Annotated in this window: 18 protein-coding genes; 11 read left to right on the top strand and 7 right to left on the bottom strand. The window is 70.1% G+C overall.

Translation table 11 applies throughout. From position 1 onward, the window contains the following. Positions 1-61 precede the first annotated feature (61 nt). The 3 genes from ACH4FH_RS22825 (at position 62) to ACH4FH_RS22815 (ending at position 3,092) form a co-directional block, all read left to right on the top strand. The gene (locus tag ACH4FH_RS22825; RefSeq protein WP_398557849.1) at positions 62-970 is read left to right on the top strand and encodes a carbohydrate ABC transporter permease; all 909 of its coding nucleotides are present in this window, start codon (positions 62-64) and stop codon (positions 968-970) included. Next, on the top strand, positions 967-1,836 hold the full coding sequence (locus ACH4FH_RS22820) for a carbohydrate ABC transporter permease (protein WP_398557714.1): 870 nt from the start codon (positions 967-969) through the stop codon (positions 1,834-1,836). The genes ACH4FH_RS22825 and ACH4FH_RS22820 overlap by 4 nt, the downstream gene beginning before the upstream one ends. A gap of 296 nt (positions 1,837-2,132) precedes the next feature. After that, positions 2,133-3,092, top strand: a complete 960-nt coding sequence (locus tag ACH4FH_RS22815; RefSeq protein WP_398557713.1) for a TauD/TfdA dioxygenase family protein — start codon at positions 2,133-2,135, stop codon at positions 3,090-3,092. A gap of 16 nt (positions 3,093-3,108) precedes the next feature. On the opposite strand, the gene ACH4FH_RS22810 is transcribed toward ACH4FH_RS22815, so the two are convergent. The 4 genes from ACH4FH_RS22810 to dusB all read right to left on the bottom strand — a co-directional run bounded on the left by ACH4FH_RS22810 (position 3,109) and on the right by dusB (position 9,887). Next, positions 3,109-3,951 (bottom strand): ArsR/SmtB family transcription factor, encoded by an 843-nt coding sequence (locus tag ACH4FH_RS22810; RefSeq protein WP_398557712.1) that lies wholly within the window; start codon positions 3,949-3,951, stop codon positions 3,109-3,111. Between the two features lie 593 nt (positions 3,952-4,544). Then, positions 4,545-7,280, bottom strand: a complete 2,736-nt coding sequence (gene ppdK, locus ACH4FH_RS22805; protein WP_398557711.1) for a pyruvate, phosphate dikinase — start codon at positions 7,278-7,280, stop codon at positions 4,545-4,547. A gap of 721 nt (positions 7,281-8,001) precedes the next feature. Next, a complete protein-coding gene (locus tag ACH4FH_RS22800; RefSeq protein ID WP_398557710.1) occupies positions 8,002-8,574 on the bottom strand; it encodes a MarR family winged helix-turn-helix transcriptional regulator in 573 nt (190 codons plus the stop codon). 185 nt (positions 8,575-8,759) lie between these two features. Further along, entirely contained in the window at positions 8,760-9,887 is a 1,128-nt protein-coding gene (gene dusB, locus ACH4FH_RS22795) for a tRNA dihydrouridine synthase DusB (protein ID WP_398557709.1), read from the bottom strand. Positions 9,888-10,026: 139 nt separating this feature from the next. Between dusB and ACH4FH_RS22790 the strand changes: the two genes are divergently transcribed. Continuing rightward, positions 10,027-11,481, top strand: coding sequence for an MFS transporter (locus ACH4FH_RS22790; RefSeq protein WP_398557708.1), 1,455 nt, complete (start codon positions 10,027-10,029; stop codon positions 11,479-11,481). Between the two features lie 141 nt (positions 11,482-11,622). Here the strand turns inward: ACH4FH_RS22790 and ACH4FH_RS22785 are convergent, their stop codons facing one another. Then, positions 11,623-12,597 carry a helix-turn-helix transcriptional regulator gene (locus ACH4FH_RS22785; RefSeq protein WP_398557707.1) on the bottom strand — a complete coding sequence of 325 codons (975 nt, stop codon included), beginning with the start codon at positions 12,595-12,597 and terminating at the stop codon, positions 11,623-11,625. A gap of 100 nt (positions 12,598-12,697) precedes the next feature. On the opposite strand from ACH4FH_RS22785, the gene ACH4FH_RS22780 reads away from it, so the two are divergent. The 3 genes from ACH4FH_RS22780 (at position 12,698) to ACH4FH_RS22770 (ending at position 16,201) form a co-directional block, all read left to right on the top strand. Continuing rightward, on the top strand, positions 12,698-14,194 hold the full coding sequence (locus ACH4FH_RS22780) for an MFS transporter (RefSeq protein ID WP_398557706.1): 1,497 nt from the start codon (positions 12,698-12,700) through the stop codon (positions 14,192-14,194). Between the two features lie 305 nt (positions 14,195-14,499). Continuing rightward, positions 14,500-15,504: an aldo/keto reductase gene (locus ACH4FH_RS22775; RefSeq protein ID WP_398557705.1), complete on the top strand. Its 1,005-nt coding sequence runs from the start codon at positions 14,500-14,502 to the stop codon at positions 15,502-15,504. 115 nt (positions 15,505-15,619) lie between these two features. Continuing rightward, a complete protein-coding gene (locus ACH4FH_RS22770) occupies positions 15,620-16,201 on the top strand; it encodes a TetR family transcriptional regulator (RefSeq protein WP_398557704.1) in 582 nt (193 codons plus the stop codon). A gap of 685 nt (positions 16,202-16,886) precedes the next feature. Here ACH4FH_RS22770 and ACH4FH_RS22765 read toward each other — a convergent pair. Further along, the gene (locus tag ACH4FH_RS22765) at positions 16,887-18,269 is read right to left on the bottom strand and encodes a glycine--tRNA ligase (RefSeq protein WP_398557703.1); all 1,383 of its coding nucleotides are present in this window, start codon (positions 18,267-18,269) and stop codon (positions 16,887-16,889) included. 233 nt (positions 18,270-18,502) lie between these two features. On the opposite strand from ACH4FH_RS22765, the gene ACH4FH_RS22760 reads away from it, so the two are divergent. The 4 genes from ACH4FH_RS22760 (at position 18,503) to ACH4FH_RS22745 (ending at position 21,777) form a co-directional block, all read left to right on the top strand. Next, the gene (locus tag ACH4FH_RS22760) at positions 18,503-19,462 is read left to right on the top strand and encodes a metal ABC transporter substrate-binding protein (RefSeq protein ID WP_398557702.1); all 960 of its coding nucleotides are present in this window, start codon (positions 18,503-18,505) and stop codon (positions 19,460-19,462) included. A gap of 68 nt (positions 19,463-19,530) precedes the next feature. Next, positions 19,531-20,298: a metal ABC transporter ATP-binding protein gene (locus tag ACH4FH_RS22755; RefSeq protein ID WP_398557848.1), complete on the top strand. Its 768-nt coding sequence runs from the start codon at positions 19,531-19,533 to the stop codon at positions 20,296-20,298. Further along, entirely contained in the window at positions 20,298-21,191 is an 894-nt protein-coding gene (locus ACH4FH_RS22750) for a metal ABC transporter permease (RefSeq protein WP_398557701.1), read from the top strand. The genes ACH4FH_RS22755 and ACH4FH_RS22750 overlap by 1 nt, the downstream gene beginning before the upstream one ends. A 157-nt stretch (positions 21,192-21,348) precedes the next feature. After that, positions 21,349-21,777, top strand: coding sequence for a Fur family transcriptional regulator (locus ACH4FH_RS22745; protein WP_398557700.1), 429 nt, complete (start codon positions 21,349-21,351; stop codon positions 21,775-21,777). Positions 21,778-21,869: 92 nt separating this feature from the next. Here ACH4FH_RS22745 and ACH4FH_RS22740 read toward each other — a convergent pair whose 3' ends face one another. Further along, positions 21,870-22,688 carry an isoprenyl transferase gene (locus ACH4FH_RS22740; protein WP_398557699.1) on the bottom strand — a complete coding sequence of 273 codons (819 nt, stop codon included), beginning with the start codon at positions 22,686-22,688 and terminating at the stop codon, positions 21,870-21,872. Positions 22,689-22,757 lie beyond the last annotated feature (69 nt).

Below are 22,757 nucleotides of genomic sequence, written 5' to 3'. Positions count from 1 at the left end.
GAAGGCGCAGGCGACGGCGACCGGGAAGGCGGCTGCCGGACGGGGCACCTTCGCCGCTCGCCTGCTCGGGCCGCAGCGTCGCAACCTCTGGTTCTGGGTCTTCGTCGGGCCGTTCGCGGTCGGGCTGGGGCTGTTCACGTACGTGCCGTTGGCGTGGAGCGTCTATCTCAGTTTCTTCGACGCGCACAACACGGTGAGCCCGAAGGGTTCGGACTTCGTCGGGTTGGGGAACTACGGCGCGATGCTGACCGATGGGGCGTTCCTCGGCAGTCTGGGGACGTTCGCCCTGTTCACGGCCTTCATCGTGCCGGCGACGTATGCGCTCTCGCTCGGGCTCGCGCTGATGGTCAACCGGCTGCGCGTCGCCCGGGCGTTCTTCCGGTCGGTGTTCTTCCTGCCGACGGCGTGCTCGTATGTCGTCGCGGCGCTGATCTGGAAGCTGTCGATCTTCAACGGGGTGCGGTTCGGGCTGGCCAATACGGTGCTGGGGTGGTTCGGCGCGGATCAGACCGCCTGGCTGTCGATCACCGATCCGCCCTGGTACTGGCTGGTCATCGTGACCGTACGGCTGTGGCTGCAGGCCGGGTTCTACATGATTCTGTTCCTGGCGGGGCTGCAGCGGATCTCCCCGCAGCTGTACGAGGCGGCGGCGGTGGACGGTGCGCGGCCCGGCTGGCAGGTCTTCCGGCACATCACGTTCCCGCAGCTGCGTGCCACCTCCGTGGCGGTGGTGCTGCTGTTGGTGATCAACGCGTTCCAGGCGTTCGACGAGTTCTACAACCTGCTGAGTGACGCGCGCGGGTATCCGCCGTACGCCCGGCCCCCGTTGGTCTATCTGTACTACACGGCGCTGGGGCGGGAGCAGAATCTCGGGCTCGGCAGTGCGGGTGCGGTGATTCTGGCGCTGATCATCGCGCTGGCGACCGTGGTCCAGGCCCGCTGGTTCGGCCTCGGCCGCAAGGAGGAATGAGCGCGATGTCCCGCATGGTTCCCGCCACGACGCATGACGCCCTCGTCCGGGCCGGGCGTGCGCTGCGGATCGTCGTCGTGCTCGTCCTGGCGCTGCTGTTCCTGATCCCGTTCTATCTGCTGGTGCGCAACGGGCTGTCGACGGAGCGGGACATCACGGCGCCCGACTGGACGTTCTTCCCGCGTGAGCTGCAGTGGTCCAATCTGGCCGAGGTGTTCCAGGACCCGGGTCTGCCGTTGGGCCGGGCCCTGCTGAATTCCTCCCTGATCGCGGTGTCGACGACCGTGGGGACGGTGGTTCTCGCCTCCCTGGCGGGGTACGGCCTGGCCCGGATTCCCTACCGGCACTCCCATGTCGTCTTCTCCGCGATCCTGGGGACGCTGATGGTTCCGGCGGCCGTGACGTTCGTGCCGAGCTTCGTGCTGGTGTCGTCGCTCGGCTGGATCTCGACGCTGCGCGGTCTGGTCGTGCCGACCCTGTTCAGCGCCTTCGCCTGCTTCATCTTCCGGCAGTACTTCCTCGGCTTCCCCAAGGAGCTGGAGGATGCGGCACGGGTCGACGGGCTCGGGTACTGGCGGACGTACTGGCGCATCGTCGTGCCCAATTCCCGGCCGGTGTTCGCGGCGGTCGGCACGATCGTGTTCATCGGAGCCTGGAACGCGTTCCTGTGGCCGCTGGTGATCGGCCAGGACCAGGAGGCGTGGACGGTCCAGGTAGCGCTGTCCACGTTCACCACCGCGCAGAGCCTCAACCTGCACGAACTGTTTGTCGCGGCGGCCGTCTCGATCGCCCCGCTGGTGATCGTTTTCTTGCTGCTCCAGCGCTACATCGTGGCGGGTGTGGAACGCACCGGTATCGACGACTGAGTCATGAGGTACGGTGCGGGACATGAGCACGCAACTCGAATCCCGTGAGGCGGAGCCGCGACACCGCGGCCCCCACGGCGAGTGCGCGCCCCGCGGCCTGAGCTTCCTCTGCCGCCGCGGCCGGGTGGGTTCTCCCCCGGCCTGTTGTCTCGTTACGTCCTGACGGTGCTCCGACCGCCGGCGCTCGCCGCCGGCCCTCGGCCCCGGTTCACGACGTAGTTCCCTCCCCGTAGCTCCGCCTGCCTTCTCCTTCCGCGGCACGCCCTGCGTTGCCTCTCCCTTCCCAGGAGGATCAGTTGACGGCCATCGTCGATTCCGCCGTTCCCGCCACGTCCGCCACTCCCGCCGCCCTGCGCGATCACCGCATCCCCGCCGACGGGCTGTACGAGGGCCATCGCCTCCTGCGCCGGACGCCCGGCGACTGGGACGACCGGCCCTACGAACTCTTCGAGGTGGTGCCGCAGGCCGCCACGATCGGGGCCGAGATCCGTGGTGTGGACCTGTCCCGGCCGCTCTCGCCGGCCTTGCGCGCGGAGCTGAACCGGGCGCTGCTGGAGTGGAAGGTGCTGTTCTTCCGAGGTCAGCATCTGGCTTCCGACGCACAGCGCGCATTCGCCCGGAACTGGGGCGAGTTGGAGACCAATCCGCTGTTGGCGCGGGGCGACGCGCGGGATGTGGTGCGCTTCGACAAGGCGGCGGACGCGGTCCCGACCTTCGAGAACGTCTGGCACACGGATGTGACGTTCCGGGCGCGCCCCGCCCTGGGCGCGGTGTTGCAGCTGCGGGAGGTGCCGCCGGCGGGTGGTGACACGATGTGGGCCGACATGGCTGCCGCGTACGACAACCTGCCGGCGGACATCCGTGAGCGCATCGACGGGGCGCGGGCCGTGCACGACTACCTCCCGGGCTTCTCCCGCTTCTACTCGGCCGAGCAACTGGACCCGTATCAGGACGAGTTCCCGCCCGTCGAGCATCCGGTCGTGCGCCGCCATCCGGAGACCGGGCGGCGGATGCTGTTCGTCAACGCCTCGTTCACCACGCGGATCGTGGGGCTCGCGCAGGCGGAGAGCGACCGGCTGCTGCGGCTGCTGTTCCAGCAGGCGCAGGTGCCGGAGTTCCAGGTGCGGTTCAGCTGGCAGGCCGGGGACGTCGCGTTCTGGGACAACCGTGCCACCCAGCACTACGCGGTGAACGACTACGGCTCGCACCGCCGCGTCGCCGAACGGGTGGCCATCGCGGGCGACCGGCCGTTCTGACCGGCCGCCCACGGTGTCAGACCTGCCGCTCGCAGACCGCTGCCTCCGCCGGGCGCGCGCCACGCAGCAGTGCCGCGCCCAGCGGAGTGAGGGTGTGCAGCACGGCGTTGCCCTGGCGCAGGGTGACCAGCAGCCCGGCGTCGCGCAGTACGGTCGCGTGCTGGCTGGCGGAGGCCAGCGAGACGTCGACCCGGCGGGCCAGTTCGCTGGTGGTGCAGCCGACGCCGATGCCCCGCAGGATCGCGGAGCGGGTCTGGCCGACGAGGCGGCCCAGGGAGCGCTCCGGCGGGGTCGTCGGCGCCAGGCGGGGCGTCTGGTGCTCGACCGGGTAGACCAGCACGGGCGTCAGATCCGGGTTGCGGAAGGTCACCGGGGTGCGGCGGCAGAAGTACGAAGGCAGCAGCAGCAGTCCCCGGCCGTTGAGGTGGAGGTCGCGGTCCACCGGATAGTCGGCCTCCAGGACGGGCGCCCGCCAGCGCATCATCGGCGGGAGCGAGGCGAGCAGCCGGTCCGCTCCGCCGTCGAGCAGGGCCCGCCCGCGCGCGGCCCGGTCGGCTTCGATACGGCCTTGCAGACGCGGCCAGTGCGGCGCGACGGCCGCTTCGTAGTAACGCTGAAGGACCCCGGCGAGCCGGCCGAGCGGGCGGGTGTCGCCCTCGGCCATCGTCCGTATCCACGGCGGGAGCGGCCGGGCCGTGGAGAGCCGGGAGAGCTCCTCGTGCAGCCGGACGGCGGGCGTCTCGCGCAGGGCGCACAGGGCGTCGTCCATCCCGAGCAGCCCTTCGGCGGGCGTCAGGAAATCCGGAAAATAACCGCGCGTGGGCACGAGTGGCGCCAGCAGTCGCGTTTCGCCATTCAACTTTCCACGGGTCGCCGAACGCCATTTGCCGAACGCCGGGTCGTCCCGTCTGTCACGTAGGCGGTGAAAACTTAAAACGGTCTCCCACAGCGCGTCCGGGCGTGCGGCAATCCGCACGCGGGCCAGATCGAGTCCACTGAAATGGACGCGTAACACCGAACCCCCACCCTTGGTTTCCTCAGTCGGCCCCCGGCTACGCCTGAGTATGCACGCCAACACGCCCTGTCACCATGCCCTTTTGGCCAGACTTGAAAAGGGTCGCGCCACCAGGAGGGCGACAGGAATGCTGTACTCAATTCGACGGCGACGCGAACGGAACGGATTGCTCGATCCCGTGGGGGGTGATGGGCAAATGACCGGCCGCTCGGCGCTCCGTTGAAGGCCGCCTTCCCTCGCCGACTGGGGTGGCGGCAACTCCCGAGGGGGGAGTCCGGAGAAAAGCGAGGGCGGCACCTCCGCACAGGTGCCGCCCTCGTTGGGGTTCCGGAGCCGACAGCCGGGCGGCTGAGGGTCTGGTGCCGGGCCGCGGACTCCGGTGGTTTCCCCGGGTCCCCCGGGCGCGCTGTGCGCCCAGGGTCCCCGTGCCGCTGGGACTAGCGGCTGTCACTGCCCTTGGACTCGGCCGCCGCACGGCCCGCTTCCAGTCGTGCGACCGGGATGCGGAACGGCGAGCAGGAGACGTAGTCCAGGCCCACCTCGTGGAAGAAGTGCACCGACTCCGGGTCACCGCCGTGCTCACCGCACACACCGAGCTTGAGGTCGGGGCGCGTGGCACGGCCCGCCTCGGCGGCGTTGCGGACCAGCGAGCCGACGCCGTCCTTGTCGATCGTCTCGAACGGGCTGACGCCGAAGATGCCCTTCTCCAGGTACGCGGTGAAGAAGCTGGCCTCGACGTCGTCGCGGGAGAAGCCCCACACGGTCTGCGTGAGGTCGTTCGTGCCGAACGAGAAGAAGTCCGCGGACTCCGCGATCTGGCCGGCCGTCAGCGCGGCGCGGGGCAGCTCGATCATCGTGCCGAGGGTGAGCTTGAGGCTGACGCCGCGTGCCTTCTCGACCTCGGCGATGACCTGCTCGGCCTCCTCGCGGACGATCTCCAGCTCCTGGACGGTGCCCACCAGCGGAATCATGATCTCCGCGCGCGGGTCGCCCTTGGCGTTCTTCCGGTCGGCCGCGGCCTCGGCGATCGCCCGTACCTGCATGGCGAACAGACCGGGGATGACGAGGCCCAGACGCACACCGCGCAGACCCAGCATCGGGTTCTGCTCGTGCAGCTTGTGCACGGCCTGGAGCAGGCGCAGGTCGTTCTCGTTGGCGTCCTTGCGGGCCTCGGCGAGCGCGACCCGTACCGACAGCTCGGTGATGTCGGGCAGGAACTCGTGCAGCGGCGGGTCGAGGAGGCGGACCGTGACCGGCAGGCCGTCCATCGCCTCGAACAGCTCGATGAAGTCGGCCTTCTGCAGCGGCAGCAGCTGGCTGAGCGCGGCGTCCCGGTCGGTCTCGGTGTCGGCCAGGATGAGGCGCTCGACCATCTCGCGGCGCTCACCGAGGAACATGTGCTCGGTGCGGCACAGGCCGATGCCCTGGGCGCCGAAGCGGCGGGCGCGGGCGGCGTCCTCGGCGTTGTCGGCGTTGGCCCGCACGCGCAGCCGGCGCACCCGGTCCGCGTACGCCATGATCCGGTGGACGGCCTTGACCAGCTCGTCCGCGTCCTCGGCGCCGGCGTGCATCCGGCCCTCGAAGTACTCCACGACCGGGGACGGTACGACCGGTACCTCGCCGATGTAGACCTTGCCGGAGGAGCCGTCGATGGAGACGACGTCGCCTTCCTCGATGACGGTGCCCTCGGGGGTCGTCATCCGGCGGGACTTGGTGTCGACCTCCAGGTCCTCGGCGCCGCAGACACAGGTCTTGCCCATGCCGCGGGCGACGACGGCGGCGTGCGAGGTCTTGCCGCCGCGGGAGGTGAGGATGCCCTCGGCGGCGATCATGCCGTTGAGGTCGTCGGGGTTGGTCTCCCGGCGGATGAGGATGACCTTCTCGCCGGACCGGGACCACTTGACGGCGGTGTAGGAGTCGAAGACGGCCTTGCCGACCGCGGCGCCGGGCGACGCGGCGATGCCGCGGCCGATCATCTCGGACTTCGCGCCCAGGTCGAAGCGGGGGAACATCAGCTGCGCGAGCTGCGCGCCGTTGACCCGCTGGAGGGCCTCGGCCTCGTCGATCAGGCCCTGGTCGACGAGCTGCGTGGCGATACGGAAGGCGGCGCCCGCGGTGCGCTTGCCTACGCGGGTCTGCAGCATCCACAGCTTGCCGCTCTCGATGGTGAACTCGATGTCGCACAGGTCCTTGTAGTGCGTTTCGAGCGTTTCCATGATGTGCATCAGCTCGTCGTACGACGCCTTGTCGATGCCTTCGAGGTCGGCGAGCGGCACGGTGTTGCGGATACCGGCCACGACGTCCTCGCCCTGCGCGTTCTGCAGGTAGTCGCCGTAGACGCCCTGGTGGCCGCTGGCGGGGTCGCGGGTGAAGGCGACGCCGGTGCCCGAGTCGGGGCCGAGGTTGCCGAAGACCATCGAGCAGACGTTGACCGCGGTGCCGAGGTCGCCGGGGATGCGCTCCTGGCGGCGGTAGAGCTTGGCGCGGTCGGTGTTCCACGAGTCGAAGACCGCGCGCACGGCGAGGTCCATCTGCTCGCGGGGCTCCTGCGGGAAGTCCCGCCCGGTCTCCTTGGCGACGATCTGCTTGAACTGGTCGACGAGCGCCTGGAGATCGGCGGCGTCCAGGTCGACATCGACGCTGACGCCCTTGGCCTGCTTGGCCTCCTCCAGCGCCTCCTCGAACAGCTCGCCGTCGACGTCCAGCACGGTCTTGCCGAACATCTGGATGAGGCGGCGGTAGGAGTCCCACGCGAACCGGTCGTCACCGGCCTGCGCGGCGAGGCCGGAAACCGACGCGTCCGACAGCCCGATGTTGAGAACGGTGTCCATCATGCCGGGCATGGAGAACTTCGCACCGGAACGCACCGATACGAGCAGCGGGTCGTCGGCCTGGCCGAGCTTCTTGCCCATCTTCTGCTCAAGGGCGTCGAGGTGCTGCGAGACCTCGGCACGCAGTGCCGCAGGCTCCGTACCACTGTCGAGGTAGACCTTGCATGCCTCGGTGGTGATGGTGAAGCCCGGGGGGACGGGAAGACCCAGGTTGGTCATCTCGGCGAGGTTCGCGCCCTTGCCACCGAGGAGGTCCTTGAGGTCCCTGTTGCCCTCGGTGAAGTCGTAGACGAACTTCGCGGTCTCGTGCTGGGTTACGTGGGGATCTTGTGTTTCCGACACGGAACTGGACTCCTCGCGGACGGCTGCCCTGACGGCGAGGAACATACCCAGATCGAAGGCACATGGGTACGTCCACTTGGTCGACATGCGCGCGTAACCAGCCGTCCGCCAGTAGATCGAAAGTGATCTCCACTTTCCCCCTGACTTCATTACCTGAATGCAGCACTCCGCTACGCAACCGGAAGTCGGCATCTGTGCTACGGAAAGCAACAGATCCCTTGATCAATCGAACGCATGACGCGTGGCACCCGGTGCCACCATTGGAGAGGTGGAGTCCCACTCGAAACGCTCATCTGAGCGCACCCCCTATCAGAGGTGGCGAGAATCACGCGCTGGAAGGGCTCCGGATTCCACCATCCGGACCCCCTGGCGGGCCGTCGGACGGACCTGAACCGCGAGGTCCGAGCCTCCCCGCGGGCCCCGAAGGCGACCTCCGCGGCGGAAGGGACCAGCGCTGCCGGCGCACTTTCGGCCACCTGGTCGAGAGAGGCGCCCACCTGCGCGCGGGCCCGCCCCGCGCCGTCGACAGCTGCCCCCCGCGAGCCACGCGATCGGGGCCCACGGGCCAGGCCGGGAGCGCCCGCCGGTCCATGCGGCGCGAGCGTCCGCATCAAGCCATAGTTCGCGAGCGGCGGGAACAGCGCGTCGACGTCCGGGGTCGTATACGGCTCGGCGGACGGATGCCGCTCAGCTGAGCGGACCGGATGTGGGACCTGCCCGCTCAGCTCTTCGCGCGTCGCCCGCTGCGTCGTGGCCGCGGGTCCTTGCCGTCCAGCAGCTCCAGCCTGCGGTCCGCGCCGTGCGTCTCGACCTGCACCACGACGCGGCGCAGCAGGTCCGCCAGCGTCAGCGCCTCGTCGTCCGCCAGCCCGTCCGTGACGAAGGCTTCCTCGGCGTTGAACTGCGGGAAGAGGCGGGCCATCAGCCGCTCGCCCTCGGGCGTGAGCGAGAGCAGCGCGAGCCGGCCGTCGGTGGGGTGGCCGTTGCGCTCCAGCAGGCCGCGGCTCTGCAGGGTGCGGGCGACGCCGGTGAGCGTGCCCTTGGAGATCCCCGCCTCCTCGGCGACCCGGCGGGTCTCCCGCTCGCCCCAGATCCACACCACCCAGAGGACGACGAAGGCGGTCCAGGTCAGGTCGACGGTGCGCAGCACCGAGTTCTCGAGGTGCTGGCGTACGGCGGCCGCGGCGCGGTAGATGTTCGCCACCGCGGCCATCGGCTCGTGGCGGATGGCCGCGTCGCCGAGCTTGGCCTGTACCGCCTTCTCCGTGTCCCTGATGGAACGGTGCCCGCTCACCACAGCATCTCCCTGGGGTCGCCCGTACGCCCTCGCGTGTGCGCCGCGCGCCCCATCCATTCCCGCCGCAGGAGCTCGATACCGCCATTGATCCGAGCGCTCCCACCGTCCGGCCCAGCGCCGCCTGCGCCGCACGCGGCGTGGCGCCGCCCGGTGACGGTCGCGGCCGGGCACGCCGGGTGGGTTCAGCCGCCCGAGGTGTCCAGCTCCGCGTCCGCGTCCACGCCCGCGCAGTCGTACGGGTCGTTCAGCCAGCCGTCGGGCAGGACGACCCGGTCGCGGCCCGAGGTACGCCCGCGGGGGCCGTCCGCGCCCGCCGGCCACGGCTGGTCCAGGTCCAGCTCGGACAGCAGGGCGTCCAGCTGGTCGAGAGAGGAGGTCACCGCCAGATTCCGGCGCATCTCGGAGCCGATCGAGAAGCCCTTGGTGTACCAGGCGACGTGCTTACGGAAATCGATCACGCCGCGCGTCTCGTCCCCGATCCACTCGCCGAGCAGCGTGGCGTGCCGCAGCATCACGGCCGCGACCTCCTTGAACGTCGGCTGCGCGGCCGTACCCGTGCCCTCGAACGCCGCCACCAGATCGCCGAAGAGCCACGGCCGGCCCAGGCAGCCGCGTCCCACGACGACGCCGTCGCAACCCGTCTCGCGCATCATCCGCACGGCGTCGTCCGCCGACCAGATGTCGCCGTTGCCGAGCACCGGAATCTCCGGGACGTGCTCCCTCAGCCGCGCGATGGCGTCCCAGTCGGCCGTGCCGCTGTAGTGCTGGGCCGCGGTCCGGCCGTGCAGCGCGATCGCGGTGACCCCCTCCTCGACGGCGATCCGCCCGGCGTCGAGGTAGGTGATGTGGTCGTCGTCGATGCCCTTGCGCATCTTCATCGTCACCGGCAGCGCGCCCGCGTTCGCCACCGCCTCGCGCAGGATCGAGCGCAGCAGATTCCGCTTGTACGGCAGCGCGGAGCCGCCGCCCTTGCGGGTCACCTTCGGCACCGGGCAGCCGAAGTTCAGATCGATGTGATCGGCGAGGTCCTCGTCGGCGATCATGCGGACGGCCTTGCCGACGGTGTCCGGGTCGACGCCGTACAGCTGGATGGAGCGCGGCTTCTCGGTCGCGTCGAAGTGGATCAGTTGCATGGTCTTCTCGTTGCGCTCGACCAGCGCCCGCGTCGTGATCATCTCGCTGACGAACAGGCCCTTGCCACCGCTGAACTCCCGGCACAGCGTCCGGAACGGGGCGTTGGTGATCCCGGCCATCGGTGCGAGCACGACAGGCGGCTGCACCGTGTGCGGACCGATCTGCAGCAAAGTCATGGGAGGCGGATTCCTTCGGCGGTCGGGTGAGGTGGGTCGCGGGCCGGACGGGGCGGCACGGTCGTGCGACCTCCCATTGTCCCGCACCGGGCGACCGGTCACGCCAGGACCGGTCACCACGTCGTTGTAACGTTCAACCATGCCTGAGCTCAGCCACCGGCGGCGCCTGCTCGTGCTGGCGATCTGCTGCATGAGCCTGCTGATCGTCAGCCTCGACAACACCATCCTCAACGTCGCCCTGCCGTCGATGCAGCGCGAGCTGCACGCCTCGGTCTCCGGCATGCAGTGGACCATCGACGCCTACACCCTCGTGCTGGCGTCGCTGCTGATGCTGTCCGGCTCGACCGCCGACCGGCTGGGCCGGCGCCGGATCTTCCTGATCGGGCTGGTCGTCTTCGCCCTCGGGTCGCTGCTGTGCAGCCTCGCGGCCGATCTGCAGTGGCTGGTCGTCTTCCGGATGGTGCAGGCCGTGGGTGGCTCGATGCTCAACCCGGTCGCGATGTCGATCATCACCAACACCTTCACCGAGCCGCGCGAGCGGGCCCGCGCCATCGGGATCTGGGGCGGCGTCGTCGGCATCAGCATGGCGGCCGGTCCGGTCATCGGCGGACTGCTGGTGCAGACCGCCGGCTGGCGCTCGATCTTCTGGCTCAACGTCCCGATCGCCGCCCTGGCGCTGTTCCTCACCCTGCGCTACGTCCCCGAGTCGCGCGCCCCCGCACCGCGCCGCGTCGACCCCGTCGGCCAGCTGCTGGTGATCACGCTGCTCGGCTCGCTGACGTACGCGATCATCGAGGCCCCCGAAGCCGGCTGGCACTCCCCGCAGATTCTCGGCTTCGCCCTGCTGGCGCTTGCCTCCCTCGCGGGTCTGCTCGGCTACGAGCGGCGGCGCCGTGAACCCCTGATCGATCTGCGGTTCTTCCACAGCGCGCCGTTCAGCGGGGCCACCGCCATCGCCGTATGCGCCTTCGCCTCGCTCGGCGGCTTCCTGTTCATGAACACCCTCTATCTGCAGAACGTCCGTGGCCTGTCCGCCCTGGACGCGGGCCTCTACATGCTGCCCATGGCAAGCATGACGCTGGTCTTCGCGCCGCTGTCCGGCCGGCTGGTCGGCAGCCGTGGTCCCCGGCTGTCCCTGCTGCTCGCGGGCATCATGATGGCTCTGAGCGGGGTGTTGTTCGCCGCGTTCGACGCCGAGTCGAGCACGGCGCTGCTGTTCACCGGCTACGTCCTGTTCGGCATCGGCTTCGGGCTGGTCAACGCACCGATCACCAACACCGCGGTGTCCGGGATGCCGCGGGCCCAGGCGGGGGTGGCCGCCGCGGTCGCCTCCACCAGCAGGCAGGTCGGGCAGACGCTCGGCGTCGCGGTGATCGGCGCCGTGCTGGCGAGCGGGGCCCACGACGCGGCGAGCGACGCCGCCTTCACCGCGGCCGCCCGCCCGGCATGGTGGATCATCACCGGCTGCGGCGCGGCGGTCCTCGCGCTCGGCGCCCTGACCACCGGCGCCTGGGCACGCGGCACCGCCCGGCGCACGGCCGCCCTCTTCGACGAGGGATCCCCCGACCGGAGTGCGGCGAACGCCAACTCCTGACCGCGCAGGGGTTCGCGGTGCGGGAAACGGGCTGTGGTGCCGCGGCCTTACGCCTGGCAGCCCGACGCCTGACAGCGTCACCCGCGTCACCGGCGTCACGGAGTTCGCGGCGTCACGGCCGGGCCACGCAGGGGTTGCGGTTCACGCCCCGGCGAACGCCGGCTCCGCCGACCGCTCCCGCCGCACGAGGCGATCCAGCCGTTCCAGCCGCTCCCGCGAAGCCTCGTCCACGGGCGTGTAGGCCAGCACCTTGGGGCCCGGGTTGGGGCCCGTCCACAAGCTCGTCGCGGACAGCTGCAGCAGGCCCACCTCCGGGTGCCGGAAGACCTTCGTGCTGCTCGACGGGCGGACGACCTCATGCCGCGCCCAGACCTCCCGGAACTCGGGCGACGCCTCCGACAGCCGCGCGAGCAGCGCCTTCCAGGCGGGCTCCGCGACATGCTCGGCCATCGACGCCCGGAACTTGGCGGCCATCAGCCGGGCCGTGGTGTCCAGATCGACCACCCTGGACCGCCACTCCGCGTGGGTGAACGCCAGCCACATGCAGTTGCGGTCCTCCTTGGGCAGCGCGTCGAGATCACACATCAGCTGCCCGTAGGCCCGGTTATGGGCCAGGATGTCGAACCGGCTGTTCTGCACCACCGCGGGGAACGGCGAGAGCTGGTGCAGTACCTGCCACATCCCTTCGGTGACGCCGGTGCACTCGGTGCCGGGCTGCGGATCGACCTCTCCGGCCAGCGAGAACAGATGGCTGCGCTCGGCGCCGTCGAGCAGCAGCGCACGGGCCACCGCGTCCAGCACCTGCGGCGAGACATGGATGTCCCGGGCCTGTTCGAGCCAGGTGTACCAAGTGACCCCGACCGCGGCCAGCTGCGCGACCTCCTCGCGGCGCAGCCCAGGGGTGCGCCGGCGGCTGCCGCGCGGCAGCCGGACCTGCTCGGGAGTGATCCGCTCCCGCCTGCTGCGCAGGAACGCGGCCAGCTCGGCCCGCCGGACGGCGTCGTCCGCACGGGTCCCGGTGCGGCTGCCCCTTCGGTCACCCTGGGCGGCGGCCTGCGCGGCAGCCGGGCCACGGTCGTCTGTGGCAGCCTGCGTCCTGGTCACGTCCACGCTCATGCCTCCAGGGTGCCGCAGCCGGCAGCCGGTTGCCAGGTAGCACCGGTACCAGGATAAGAAGACTCTGGTACCCCCCTGAGCCTCCGGCGATCGTCGTCCTGTGAGCGATACCCGAGTCCAGACCACCGACCCGCACGCCCCGGCCGGCACGACCCCGGCCCCTTCTCCGGCTTCGCCGGCTTCTCCGGCGTCCGCAGCGGCCACCACCCCGGCCACCCCCCTGCTGACCCCGCTCGGCCTGCTGACCGTGCTCCTCGGCGCGGCCCTCCCACTGATCGACTTCTTCATCGTCAACGTCGCCCTGCCGACGATCGACCGTGATCTGCACGCGGGTCCCGCGATGCTGGAGATGGTGGTCGCCGGCTACGGCGTCTCGTACGCCATGCTGCTGGTCCTCGGCGGCCGGCTCGGCGACATGATCGGTCGCCGACGTCTGTTCCTGTGGGGCCTGGCAGCCTTCGGCGTGACCTCGCTCGCCTGCGGGCTGGCGCCGGACGCGTGGACGCTGGTGATCGCCAGGGTCGCCCAGGGCGCCGCGGCCGCGCTGCTGCTGCCGCAGGTACTGGCCACCATCCAGGCGACGACGACCGGCAAGCGGCGCGCCAAGGCGGTCAGCCTGTACGGCGGCACGGCCGGCGTCTCCAGCGCCGTCGGCCAGGTGCTCGGCGGGCTGCTGGTCTCCGCGGACCTCGCGGGCAGCGGCTGGCGCGCGGTCTTCCTCGTGAACGTCCCGATCGCCGCCGGGGCCTGGCTGCTGGCCGCCCGTACCGTCCCCGAGACGCGCTCCCCGCGTCCGTCCCGGGTCGACGGCCCCGGCACCGCGCTGCTCGCCGCCTCGCTGATCACGCTGCTGCTGCCGCTGACCGAGGGCCGGGCGGCCGGCTGGCCCCTGTGGTCCTGGCTGCTCCTCGGCGTCTTCCCGTTCGTCGCCACCGCGTTCGTCCTCGTCGAGCGCCGCGCCGAACAGGCGGGCCGCACCCCGCTGGTCCCGCCCTCGCTTCTGCGCATCCCCTCCGTGCACAGCGGGCTGTCCATGCTGGTGCCGTTCTCCGTGGGCTTCGGCGGCTTCATGTTCGTGGTGGCCGTCGCCCTGCAGAACGGCCTGCGCTACGGGCCGTTCGCGGCCGGGCTGGCCCTGGCGCCCCTGTGCGTCACCTTCTTCCTCGCCTCGCTGGCCGGGCCACGGCTGGTACAGCGCTTCGGCCGGCGCGTGGTCCTGGCCGGCTCGCTGATCCAGGCGACCGGGCTGCTCGCCCTGGCGCTGACCTTCCGCGCGGGCTGGCCCGATGTGTCGGTGGCCGGCCTCGCTCCGGGCATGGCGGTCCTCGGCGTGGGCCAGGGCCTGGTGCTCCCGGTGCTGGTGCGCATCGTGCTGAGCGAGCTGCCGGTGACGCAGGCCGGCGTGGGCAGCGGCGTCATGGTGACCACCCAGCAGTCGGGGCTGGCCCTCGGCGTCGCCACCCTCGGCACCCTGTTCCTCGCTCTCCTGCCGTCCCTCGGCATCCGCGACGCGCTGCTCACGGTCCTTCTCGGGCAACTGCTCATCGTCCTGGGCACCACCGCACTCGCCCTCCGGCTGCCGCGCGCCGTGCGCTGATCGAGGACGGGCCGACGGAGGCTCCCAGCGGCAGGTCCCACCGGAGGGCCCAGCGCTGGGAGCCTCCGTCGTGAGATTCCGTTGGGAGATTCCGCCGCGAGAAGCCGCCGTGAGAAGCCGTCGGGGCGTCGCCGACGAGTGGATTCACCGACGAGGCGGGGCCAGTCCGACTCCCCCCTCCACGCACCGACTGACAAATATTGAAATCTGTCAGCCGTCATGTCATAGTTGTCTCACGAGCTGCTGTGCGGGACCACCTCACCGGCCGCTCGCGCCCTCGCCCCGCCACCCCTCTGGAGCGCACTGTGCAGACCCGTACCCTCGGCACCACCGGCCCGCAGACCTCCGCCCTCGGCCTCGGCTGCATGGGCATGTCCGCCCTCTACGGCGACGCCGACCGCGCCGAATCCATCGCGACGATTCACGCCGCCCTCGACGCCGGCATCACCCTGCTCGACACCGGCGATTTCTACGGCATGGGCCACAACGAACTGCTGATCAACGAAGCGCTGCGGACAGCGCCCGCCGCCGCCCGCGAAAAGGCGCTGACGAGCGTCAAGTTCGGCGCCCTGCGCACCGTCGAAGGCGCCTTCGCCGGCTACGACGGCCGCCCCGACGCGGTCAAGAACTTCGCCGCCTACTCCCTCCAGCGCCTCGGCCGCGACCACATCGACATCTACCGCATCGCCCGGCTCGACCCGGCCGTCCCTGTCGAGGAGACCATCGGCGCCATCGCCGAGCTGGTCGAGGCCGGCCATGTCCGCCACATCGGCCTCTCCGAGGTCGGCGCCGAGACCCTCCGCCGGGCCGCCGCCGTCGCCCCGATCTCCGACCTCCAGATCGAGTACAGCCTCATCTCCCGAGGGATCGAGGACGAGATCCTGCCCACCGCTCGCGAACTGGGCATCGGCATCACCGCTTACGGCGTGCTCGCCCGCGGCCTGATCAGCGGCCACTGGCAGCGCGACCGCAAGCTCGGCGCCAACGACTTCCGCGGGATGTCTCCGCGCTTCCAGGGCGAGAACCTCGACCGCAACCTCGATCTGGTGGACGCGCTGCGCAAGATCTCGGAGCAGAAGAACGTCTCGGTCGCCCAGACGGCCATCGCCTGGGTGCTCTCCCGCGGGGAGGACATCGTCCCGCTGGTCGGCGCCCGCCGCCGCGACCGTCTGGCCGAGGCGCTCGGCGCCGCGGACTACCGGCTGGACGCCGATGACCTGGCCGCGATCGAGGCCGCGGTGCCGGTCGGAGCCGCCGCCGGAGACCGCTACCCCGCCGCGCAGATGGCTCACCTGGACAGCGAGCGCTGACCGGCCGGGGCGGGCCCCAGGGGGCGCCAGGTACCGTCCGTAGGTATCCGGCGTAGGCACCTCCTCGGCGCCCCGCCGCCCTCCGCCCGCCTCCCTCCGAAAGGCCGTCCGCCCCATGCCCCCCGAGACGTTGACCCCCGAGCGCATCCTCGAAGCCACCGAGGAGGTGCTGCGCCGCTACGGCCCGGCGAAGGCCACGGTCGTCGATGTCGCGCGCGCCCTGGGCGTCAGCCACGGCAGCGTCTACCGCCACTTCCGCACGAAAGCGGCGCTGCGGGAAGCGGTCACGGAGCGTTGGCTGGACCGTACGAGCCAGGAACTGACGGCCATCGTCACCGAGGAGGGCCCGGCCGCCGACCGCCTGGACCGTTGGCTCACCGCCCTCTTCGAGGCCAAGCGCCACAAGGCGGGAGACGACCCCGAACTCTTCGCGACCTACATGACGCTCGTCGGGGAGAGCGGCGGCGCGGTCGACCGCCACATCACCGACCTCGAATCCCAGCTCACCACCATCATCGAAGCCGGCGTCACCGAGGGCGCCTTCGACACCGCCTCGCCGACCACCACGGCTCGCGCGGTCTTCGACGCCACCGGCCGGTTCCACGACCCCTGCTACGCCGCGGAGTGGTCCCGCCCGGACATCGCCACCGACTTCGACGCCGTCCGCAGCCTGGTATTGCGCGGCCTGCGCGCCTGAACGGGTCCTGGCTCAACTTTTCTGGAGCTGTGCTGTGCGCGTTCGTGGTCGCGTCGGACCATCGCTCTGAGCTGCCGGTTCCCTGCGTTCGCCGACCCGATCCACCGAGCGTTGGAGCGTCACCACAGAAGTTGAGCCGGAACCCCTGAACGGACAGCGGCTGCACGTCTGCGCGGCAGGACCCCTGCATACCTGCGGGCCTGCACGTCTGCATTACCTGCGGCCTGAGCGCCTGTACGGACAGCGGCTGCACGGCAGTGCGCCTGCGAGGCAGCGCACATGAACGAACAGCGCCGCGCGGCTACAAGTCTGGGTGCCTGCGCCTGCGTGCTTGAACGGACAGCGGCACCGTGCCTGTATGCCTGGCGCGGCAGCGCGCCTGTATGCCTGGCGCGGCACCGTGCCTGGCGCGGCAGCGCGCCTGTATGCCTGGCGCGGCACCGTGCCTGGCACGGGTGCGTGCCTCGCGCGTGCTGAACAACCGAATGACGACAGCGGGGCGGAGGGCGGGGGGCGGGGGCGGGGCCCCGGGGGGGAAAGCCAATCACCGCGAACGAACACCCTCAACACCCGCCCCACCACGCAAAAGCGCCGGTCAGGCCGGAGAATCTCCGAAGCCTGACCGGCGCTTGAGTCAACGGGGGCGCTTCGCGGATGTGTCCGCGGAGCGCGGGCCCGTGAGGGCTCAGCAGCCCGGCAGTCGCGCACCCAGGTACGCCTGGATCTGGTCCAGGCTGACCCGCTCCTGCTTCATGGTGTCGCGCTCGCGCACCGTGACGGCGTTGTCGTCGAGGGTGTCGAAGTCGACGGTGACGCAGAACGGGGTGCCGATCTCGTCCTGGCGACGGTAGCGACGGCCGATGGCGCCCGCGTCGTCGAACTCGATGTTCCAGTTCTTGCGCAGGTCCGCCGCCAGGCCCTTGGCCTTCGGGGAGAGCTGCGGGTTGCGGGACAGCGGCAGGACCGCGACCTTGACCGGCGCCAGGCGCGGGTCGAGACGCATGACCGTGCGCTTCTCCATCTTGCCCTTGGCGTTGGGCGCCTCGTCCTCGATGTACGCGTCGAGCATGAAGGCCAGCATCGCGCGGTTCACGCCGGCCGCCGGCTCGATGACGTACGGAGTCCAGCGCTCGCCGGCCTCCTGGTCGAAGTACGAGAGGTCCTGGCCGGACGCCTTGGAGTGCGCACCCAGGTCGTAGTCGGTGCGGTTGGCCACACCCTCCAGCTCGGAGAACTCGCTGCCGCCGAAGTTGAAGCGGTACTCGATGTCAGCGGTGCGCTTGGAGTAGTGCGAGAGCTTCTCGGCGGGGTGCTCGAACCACCGGATGTTCTCCTCGCGGAGACCGAGGTCGGTGTACCAGTTCCACCGCTGCTCCATCCAGTATTCCTGCCACTGCTCGTCCTCGCCCGGCTTGACGAAGAACTCCATCTCCATCTGCTCGAACTCACGGGTCCGGAAGATGAAGTTGCCCGGAGTGATCTCGTTCCGGAAGGACTTGCCCATCTGCGCGATGCCGAACGGCGGCTTCTTGCGCGAAGTCTGCTGCACCTGGGCGAAGTTGGTGAAAATGCCCTGGGCGGTCTCGGGGCGCAGGTAGGCGACCGAGGCGGTGTCCTGGGACGGGCCGAGGTGGGTGGAGAGCAGGCCGGAGAACTGCTTGGGCTCGGTGAAGCCGCCCTTGTTGCCGCAGTGCGGGCAGTTGATGTCGGCCATGCCGTTCTCGGGCAGCTTGCCGTGCTTCGCCTCGTACGCCTCTTCAAGGTGGTCCGCGCGGAACCGCTTGTGGCAGGAGGTGCACTCGGTGAGCGGGTCGGTGAAGGTGGCCACGTGGCCGGACGCCTGCCACACCTCGGGGGCCAGGATCACGGACGAGTCGATACCGACAACGTCTTCGCGCGAGGTGACCATGGAGCGCCACCACTGGCGCTTGATGTTCTCCTTGAGCTCGACGCCCAGGGGCCCGTAATCCCAGGCAGCGCGGGAACCGCCGTAGATCTCACTGGAGGGGTATACGAAGCCACGGCGCTTGCTCAGGCTGACGATGGTATCGATCTTGTCGGCGGCCACGGTGCTCTCTTCATTAACGACGACGAACGATGGATGGGGCAGCGCCCAGCGCCTCGATACGGGGTGGTGGTCGGTAGGCGGACGGGCGAATAGCTCAGGGTACCGGCGGCCGTACCCCCTGGATCAAATCGGTTCCGGGGTCATCGTCGGCGGGCTTGTCTCCAGTGTGCGCCCCCGTGTGCGCCCGGCCACTTTGTTGACAACCGTTTCCAACTTTGTTGAAAATGACTGTCATGAACGTACGCCGTTACATATCCACCGCAGTCATAGCCGGCACCTCGGCGCTCGGACTGCTCGCCCTGTCCGCCTGCTCCACCCCCGACGCCGGCGGCAGCAACGGCAAGGTGCAGGTGACGGCGTCCTTCTATCCCATGCAGTTCCTCGCCGAGGAGATCGGCGGGAAGCACGTCGAGGTCTCCAACCTCACCGAGCCGGGCGTCGAGCCGCACGACCTGGAGCTCAGCCCCAAGCAGACCGCGCAGCTCGGCGAATCCGACGCGGTCGTCTACCTCAAGGGCCTGCAGCCCGCCGTGGACGACGCCGTCCAGCAGTCCGACGTCCGCAACGTCGCCGACGCGGCCTCCCTGACCGGCCTCGAAAAGCACGGCACCGAGGTCGACGGGCACCACCACTCCACCGGCGACAACCACTCGCACTCCGAGTCCGAGGGTGGCAGCGACCCGCACATCTGGCTCGATCCCGTGAAGTACGCCGAGGTCGCGAAGGGTGTGAACAAGACCCTCGCCAAGGCGGACCCGGACCACAAGGCCGACTACCAGAAGAACACCGATGCCCTGGTCAAGAAGCTGGACGGGCTGAACACGGAGTTCAAGGACGGCCTGAAGAACCGGCCTTCCCAGACCTTCATCACCACTCACGCGGCCTTCGGCTACCTCGCCGAGCGCTACGGCCTGACCGAGGAGGCCATCAGTGGCCTCGACCCCGAGTCCGAGCCCAGCGCCAACCGCGTCAAGGAACTCCACGCCCTCGCCAAGAAGCACCATGTCTCCACGGTCTTCTTCGAGACGATCGCCAACCCGGCGACCGCCAAGTCGCTGGCCGGCGACCTGGGCCTGAAGACCGACGTGCTGGACCCGCTCGAAGGGATCACGGACAAGTCCCGCGGCAAGGACTACTTCGGCGTGATGCAGGCCAATCTCGCCGCCCTCCAGAAGGCATTCGACAACAAGTGACAGATCGAGCGCAGCGCGTGACGGAGCGCACCGCGCGGCAGACGACCCACCACGTGACGGAGGTCACCATGGAACAGCCGGTCATCGACCTGCGCGGGGCCGCCGCAGCGCTGGGCGGGCGCCCCGTGCTGCGCGGCGTCGATCTCACCGTCCGCAGCGGCGAGGTCGTCGCGCTGCTCGGCGCGAACGGCTCGGGCAAGTCCACGGCGGTGCGCTCGGTGATAGGCCAGGTGCCTCTCACCGGCGGCGAACTGTCGCTTTTCGGTACCCCGTTCCGGCGCTTCCGGCAGTGGGCCCGCATCGGTTACGTCCCGCAGCGCACCACCGCCTCCAGCGGTGTGCCCGCCACCGTCCGCGAGGTCGTGGTGGCCGGGCGGCTGGCCCGTACGAAGCTCGGGATGCTGCGCAAGAGCGACCGGGCGGCGGTGCACCGTGCCCTGGAGCTGGTGGGCATGGCCGACCGCGCCAAGGACTCCGTCAACGCGCTCTCCGGCGGCCAGCACCAGCGGGTGCTGATCGCCCGCGCGCTGGCCGGCGACCCGGAACTGCTGATCATGGACGAGCCGATGGCCGGCGTCGACCTGGCCAGCCAGGAGGTGCTGGCCGGCGCGCTGCGCGAACAAGTCGCGGCCGGCGTCACCGTGCTGCTCGTGCTGCATGAACTGGGCCCGCTGGAGCCGTTGATCGACCGCGCGGTGGTCCTGCGGGACGGCTGCGTCGTGCACGACGGTCCGCCGCCCGCGGCCGTCGGCCAGCACGCGCTGCCCGGCCATGACCATGTCCACCCGCACGCCGACGTGGCCGCGGAACCGATCCGGACGGGGCTGCTGACCTGATGGAAATCCTCAACTACGCCTTCATGCAGCGGGCGCTGATCGCCGCACTGATCGTCGGCGTCACCGCTCCGGCCATCGGCATCTACCTCGTCCAGCGCCGGCAGGCCCTGATGGGCGACGGCATCGGCCATGTCGCCCTCACCGGCGTCGGCCTCGGCTTCCTGCTCAACACCAGCCCGATCTGGGTCGCCACCGCCGTCGCGGTGCTCGGCTCCGTCGTCATGGAGCTGATCCGCTGGTACGGCAAGACCCGCGGCGATCTCGCGCTGGCGATGCTGTTCTACGGCGGTATGGCGGGCGGCGTGATGCTGATGAACCTCTCGGACGCCGGGTCCAACGCCAACCTCGGCACGTATCTCTTCGGCTCGATCACCACCGTCTCGCCGCAGGACATGACGACGATCTGTGTGCTGGCCGGGCTGGTGCTGCTGATCACCGTCGGTCTGCGCCGGCAGCTGTTCGCGGTCTGCCAGGACGAGGAGTTCGCCCGGGTCACCGGTCTGCCGGTGCGACTGCTGAATCTGCTGGTCGCCGTCACCGCCGCGGTGACCGTCACGGTCGCCATGCGGGTCGTCGGTCTGCTGCTGGTCAGCGCGCTGATGGTGATCCCGGTCGCGGCCGCTCAGCAGCTCAGTCGCAGCTTCGCTATGACCTTCGCGGTGGCCATCGGCATCGGCATCGCGGTCACCGTTACCGGCACCGCGACCTCGTACTACGTGGACGTGCCGTCCGGCGCGACCATCGTGCTCTTCGCCATCGGCCTCTTCGTACTCTTCACGGGTCTGGCGGCGCCCCTTGCGAAAAAACGTGCCAGGGCCTCGGCGGCGGCCGCCGAGAGGTGCACTCTGGAGGTACCCGGGAAGGACACCCCGGCGGACGACGTCAGCGTGTGACCACCGCGGGCCGGCTGCGACACGCAGACGGAGGGAGGCGTAAGCGTCCCACCAGGGGTCCGGTCATCACCTGGCACAATGGCCGGACTCGCTCGCGCCCCTTGGCGCGGGAGGGCCCCGCCAGCGGGGGAATACCTGACGTCCTAGGGAGGCAACGGTGGCGACGAGCGCGGGATCTCCGGTACGCGGCCGGTCGACGCGGCAGCGGACCGCTGTCTCGGCCGCACTCGACGAGGTGGATGAGTTCCGCAGCGCGCAGGAGCTCCATGACATGCTCAAGCACCGGGGTGACTCGGTCGGGCTGACCACCGTCTACCGGACGCTGCAATCCCTCGCCGACGCCGGCGAGGTCGATGTGCTGCGGACCAGCGACGGCGAGTCCGTCTACCGCCGGTGCAGCACCGATGATCACCACCACCACCTGGTGTGCCGGGCCTGCGGCAAGGCTGTCGAGGTGGAGGGTCCCGCGGTCGAGAAGTGGGCCGACCAGATCGCCGCCGAGCACGGCTTCCGTGATGTCGGACACACCATCGAGATCTTCGGTACCTGCGGCGAGTGCGCCGCTCAGGCCGCGCAGGAGCGGTAGGTACCGCGGAGCACGCGGCAGGAGCTGAGACGCGGCACGGGCCGCCTCCCCTCGGAGGCGGCCCGTGCCGCGTTCTCTGCTGCCGTCCCGGCCTACTTCGCCGCCGGCCCGCCTTCCTCCGGGGCCGCGCCGAACCGGCGGTCGCGCCGGGCGTATTCGTGGCAGGCGTCCCACAGGTTCCGCCGGTCGAAGTCCGGCCACAGGATGTCCTGGAAGACCATCTCGGCGTACGCGCTCTGCCAGATCAGGTAATTCGACGTCCGCTGCTCGCCGGACGGCCGGACGAAGAGATCCACATCCGGCATGTCCGGGTAGTACATGTACTTCGCGACGGTCTTCTCGTTGACCTTGGACGGGTCGAGCTTTCCGGCCCGCACATCCGCCGCGATCGCCGCCGCCGCGTCCGCGATCTCCGCACGGCCGCCGTAATTGACGCAGAAGTACAGCGTCATGGCGTCGTTGTCCTTGGTCTGCTCCTGCGCGACCTGGAGTTCCTGCACGACGGACTTCCACAGCTTGGGCATCCGCCCGACCCAGCGGATCCGGATTCCCAGCGCGTCCATCTCATCGCGGCGGCGCCGGATGACATCGCGGTTGAAGTTCATCAGGAAGCGCACCTCGTCGGGCGAGCGCTTCCAGTTCTCGGTGGAGAACGCGTACAGCGAGAGGTTCTTCACGCCCATCTCGATGCAGCCCTTGAGGACGTCCATGACGACGCCCTCGCCGACCTTGTGGCCCTCGGTACGCGGCAGCCCGCGCTCCTTCGCCCACCGGCCGTTGCCGTCCATGACGACGGCCACATGGTTCGGAATGAGCTCGCCGGGGATCTTCGGCGGCCGCGCACCGGAAGGGTGCGGTTCGGGCGTCTCGTACTCGCGTCGATTACGGCCCAGAATCCCGCGTCGTGCCATGCGGCCCACGTCTCCCATGTCTCGTATGCCTCGTTGAGGGCTGTCTCGGTTTCCGCTGTTTCGCTACGT

The sequence above is a fragment of the Streptomyces sp. NPDC017993 genome, assembly GCF_044328065.1.
In the GTDB taxonomy this organism is placed as follows: domain Bacteria; phylum Actinomycetota; class Actinomycetes; order Streptomycetales; family Streptomycetaceae; genus Streptomyces.
This window is presented reverse-complemented; position numbering and strand designations above follow the sequence as displayed.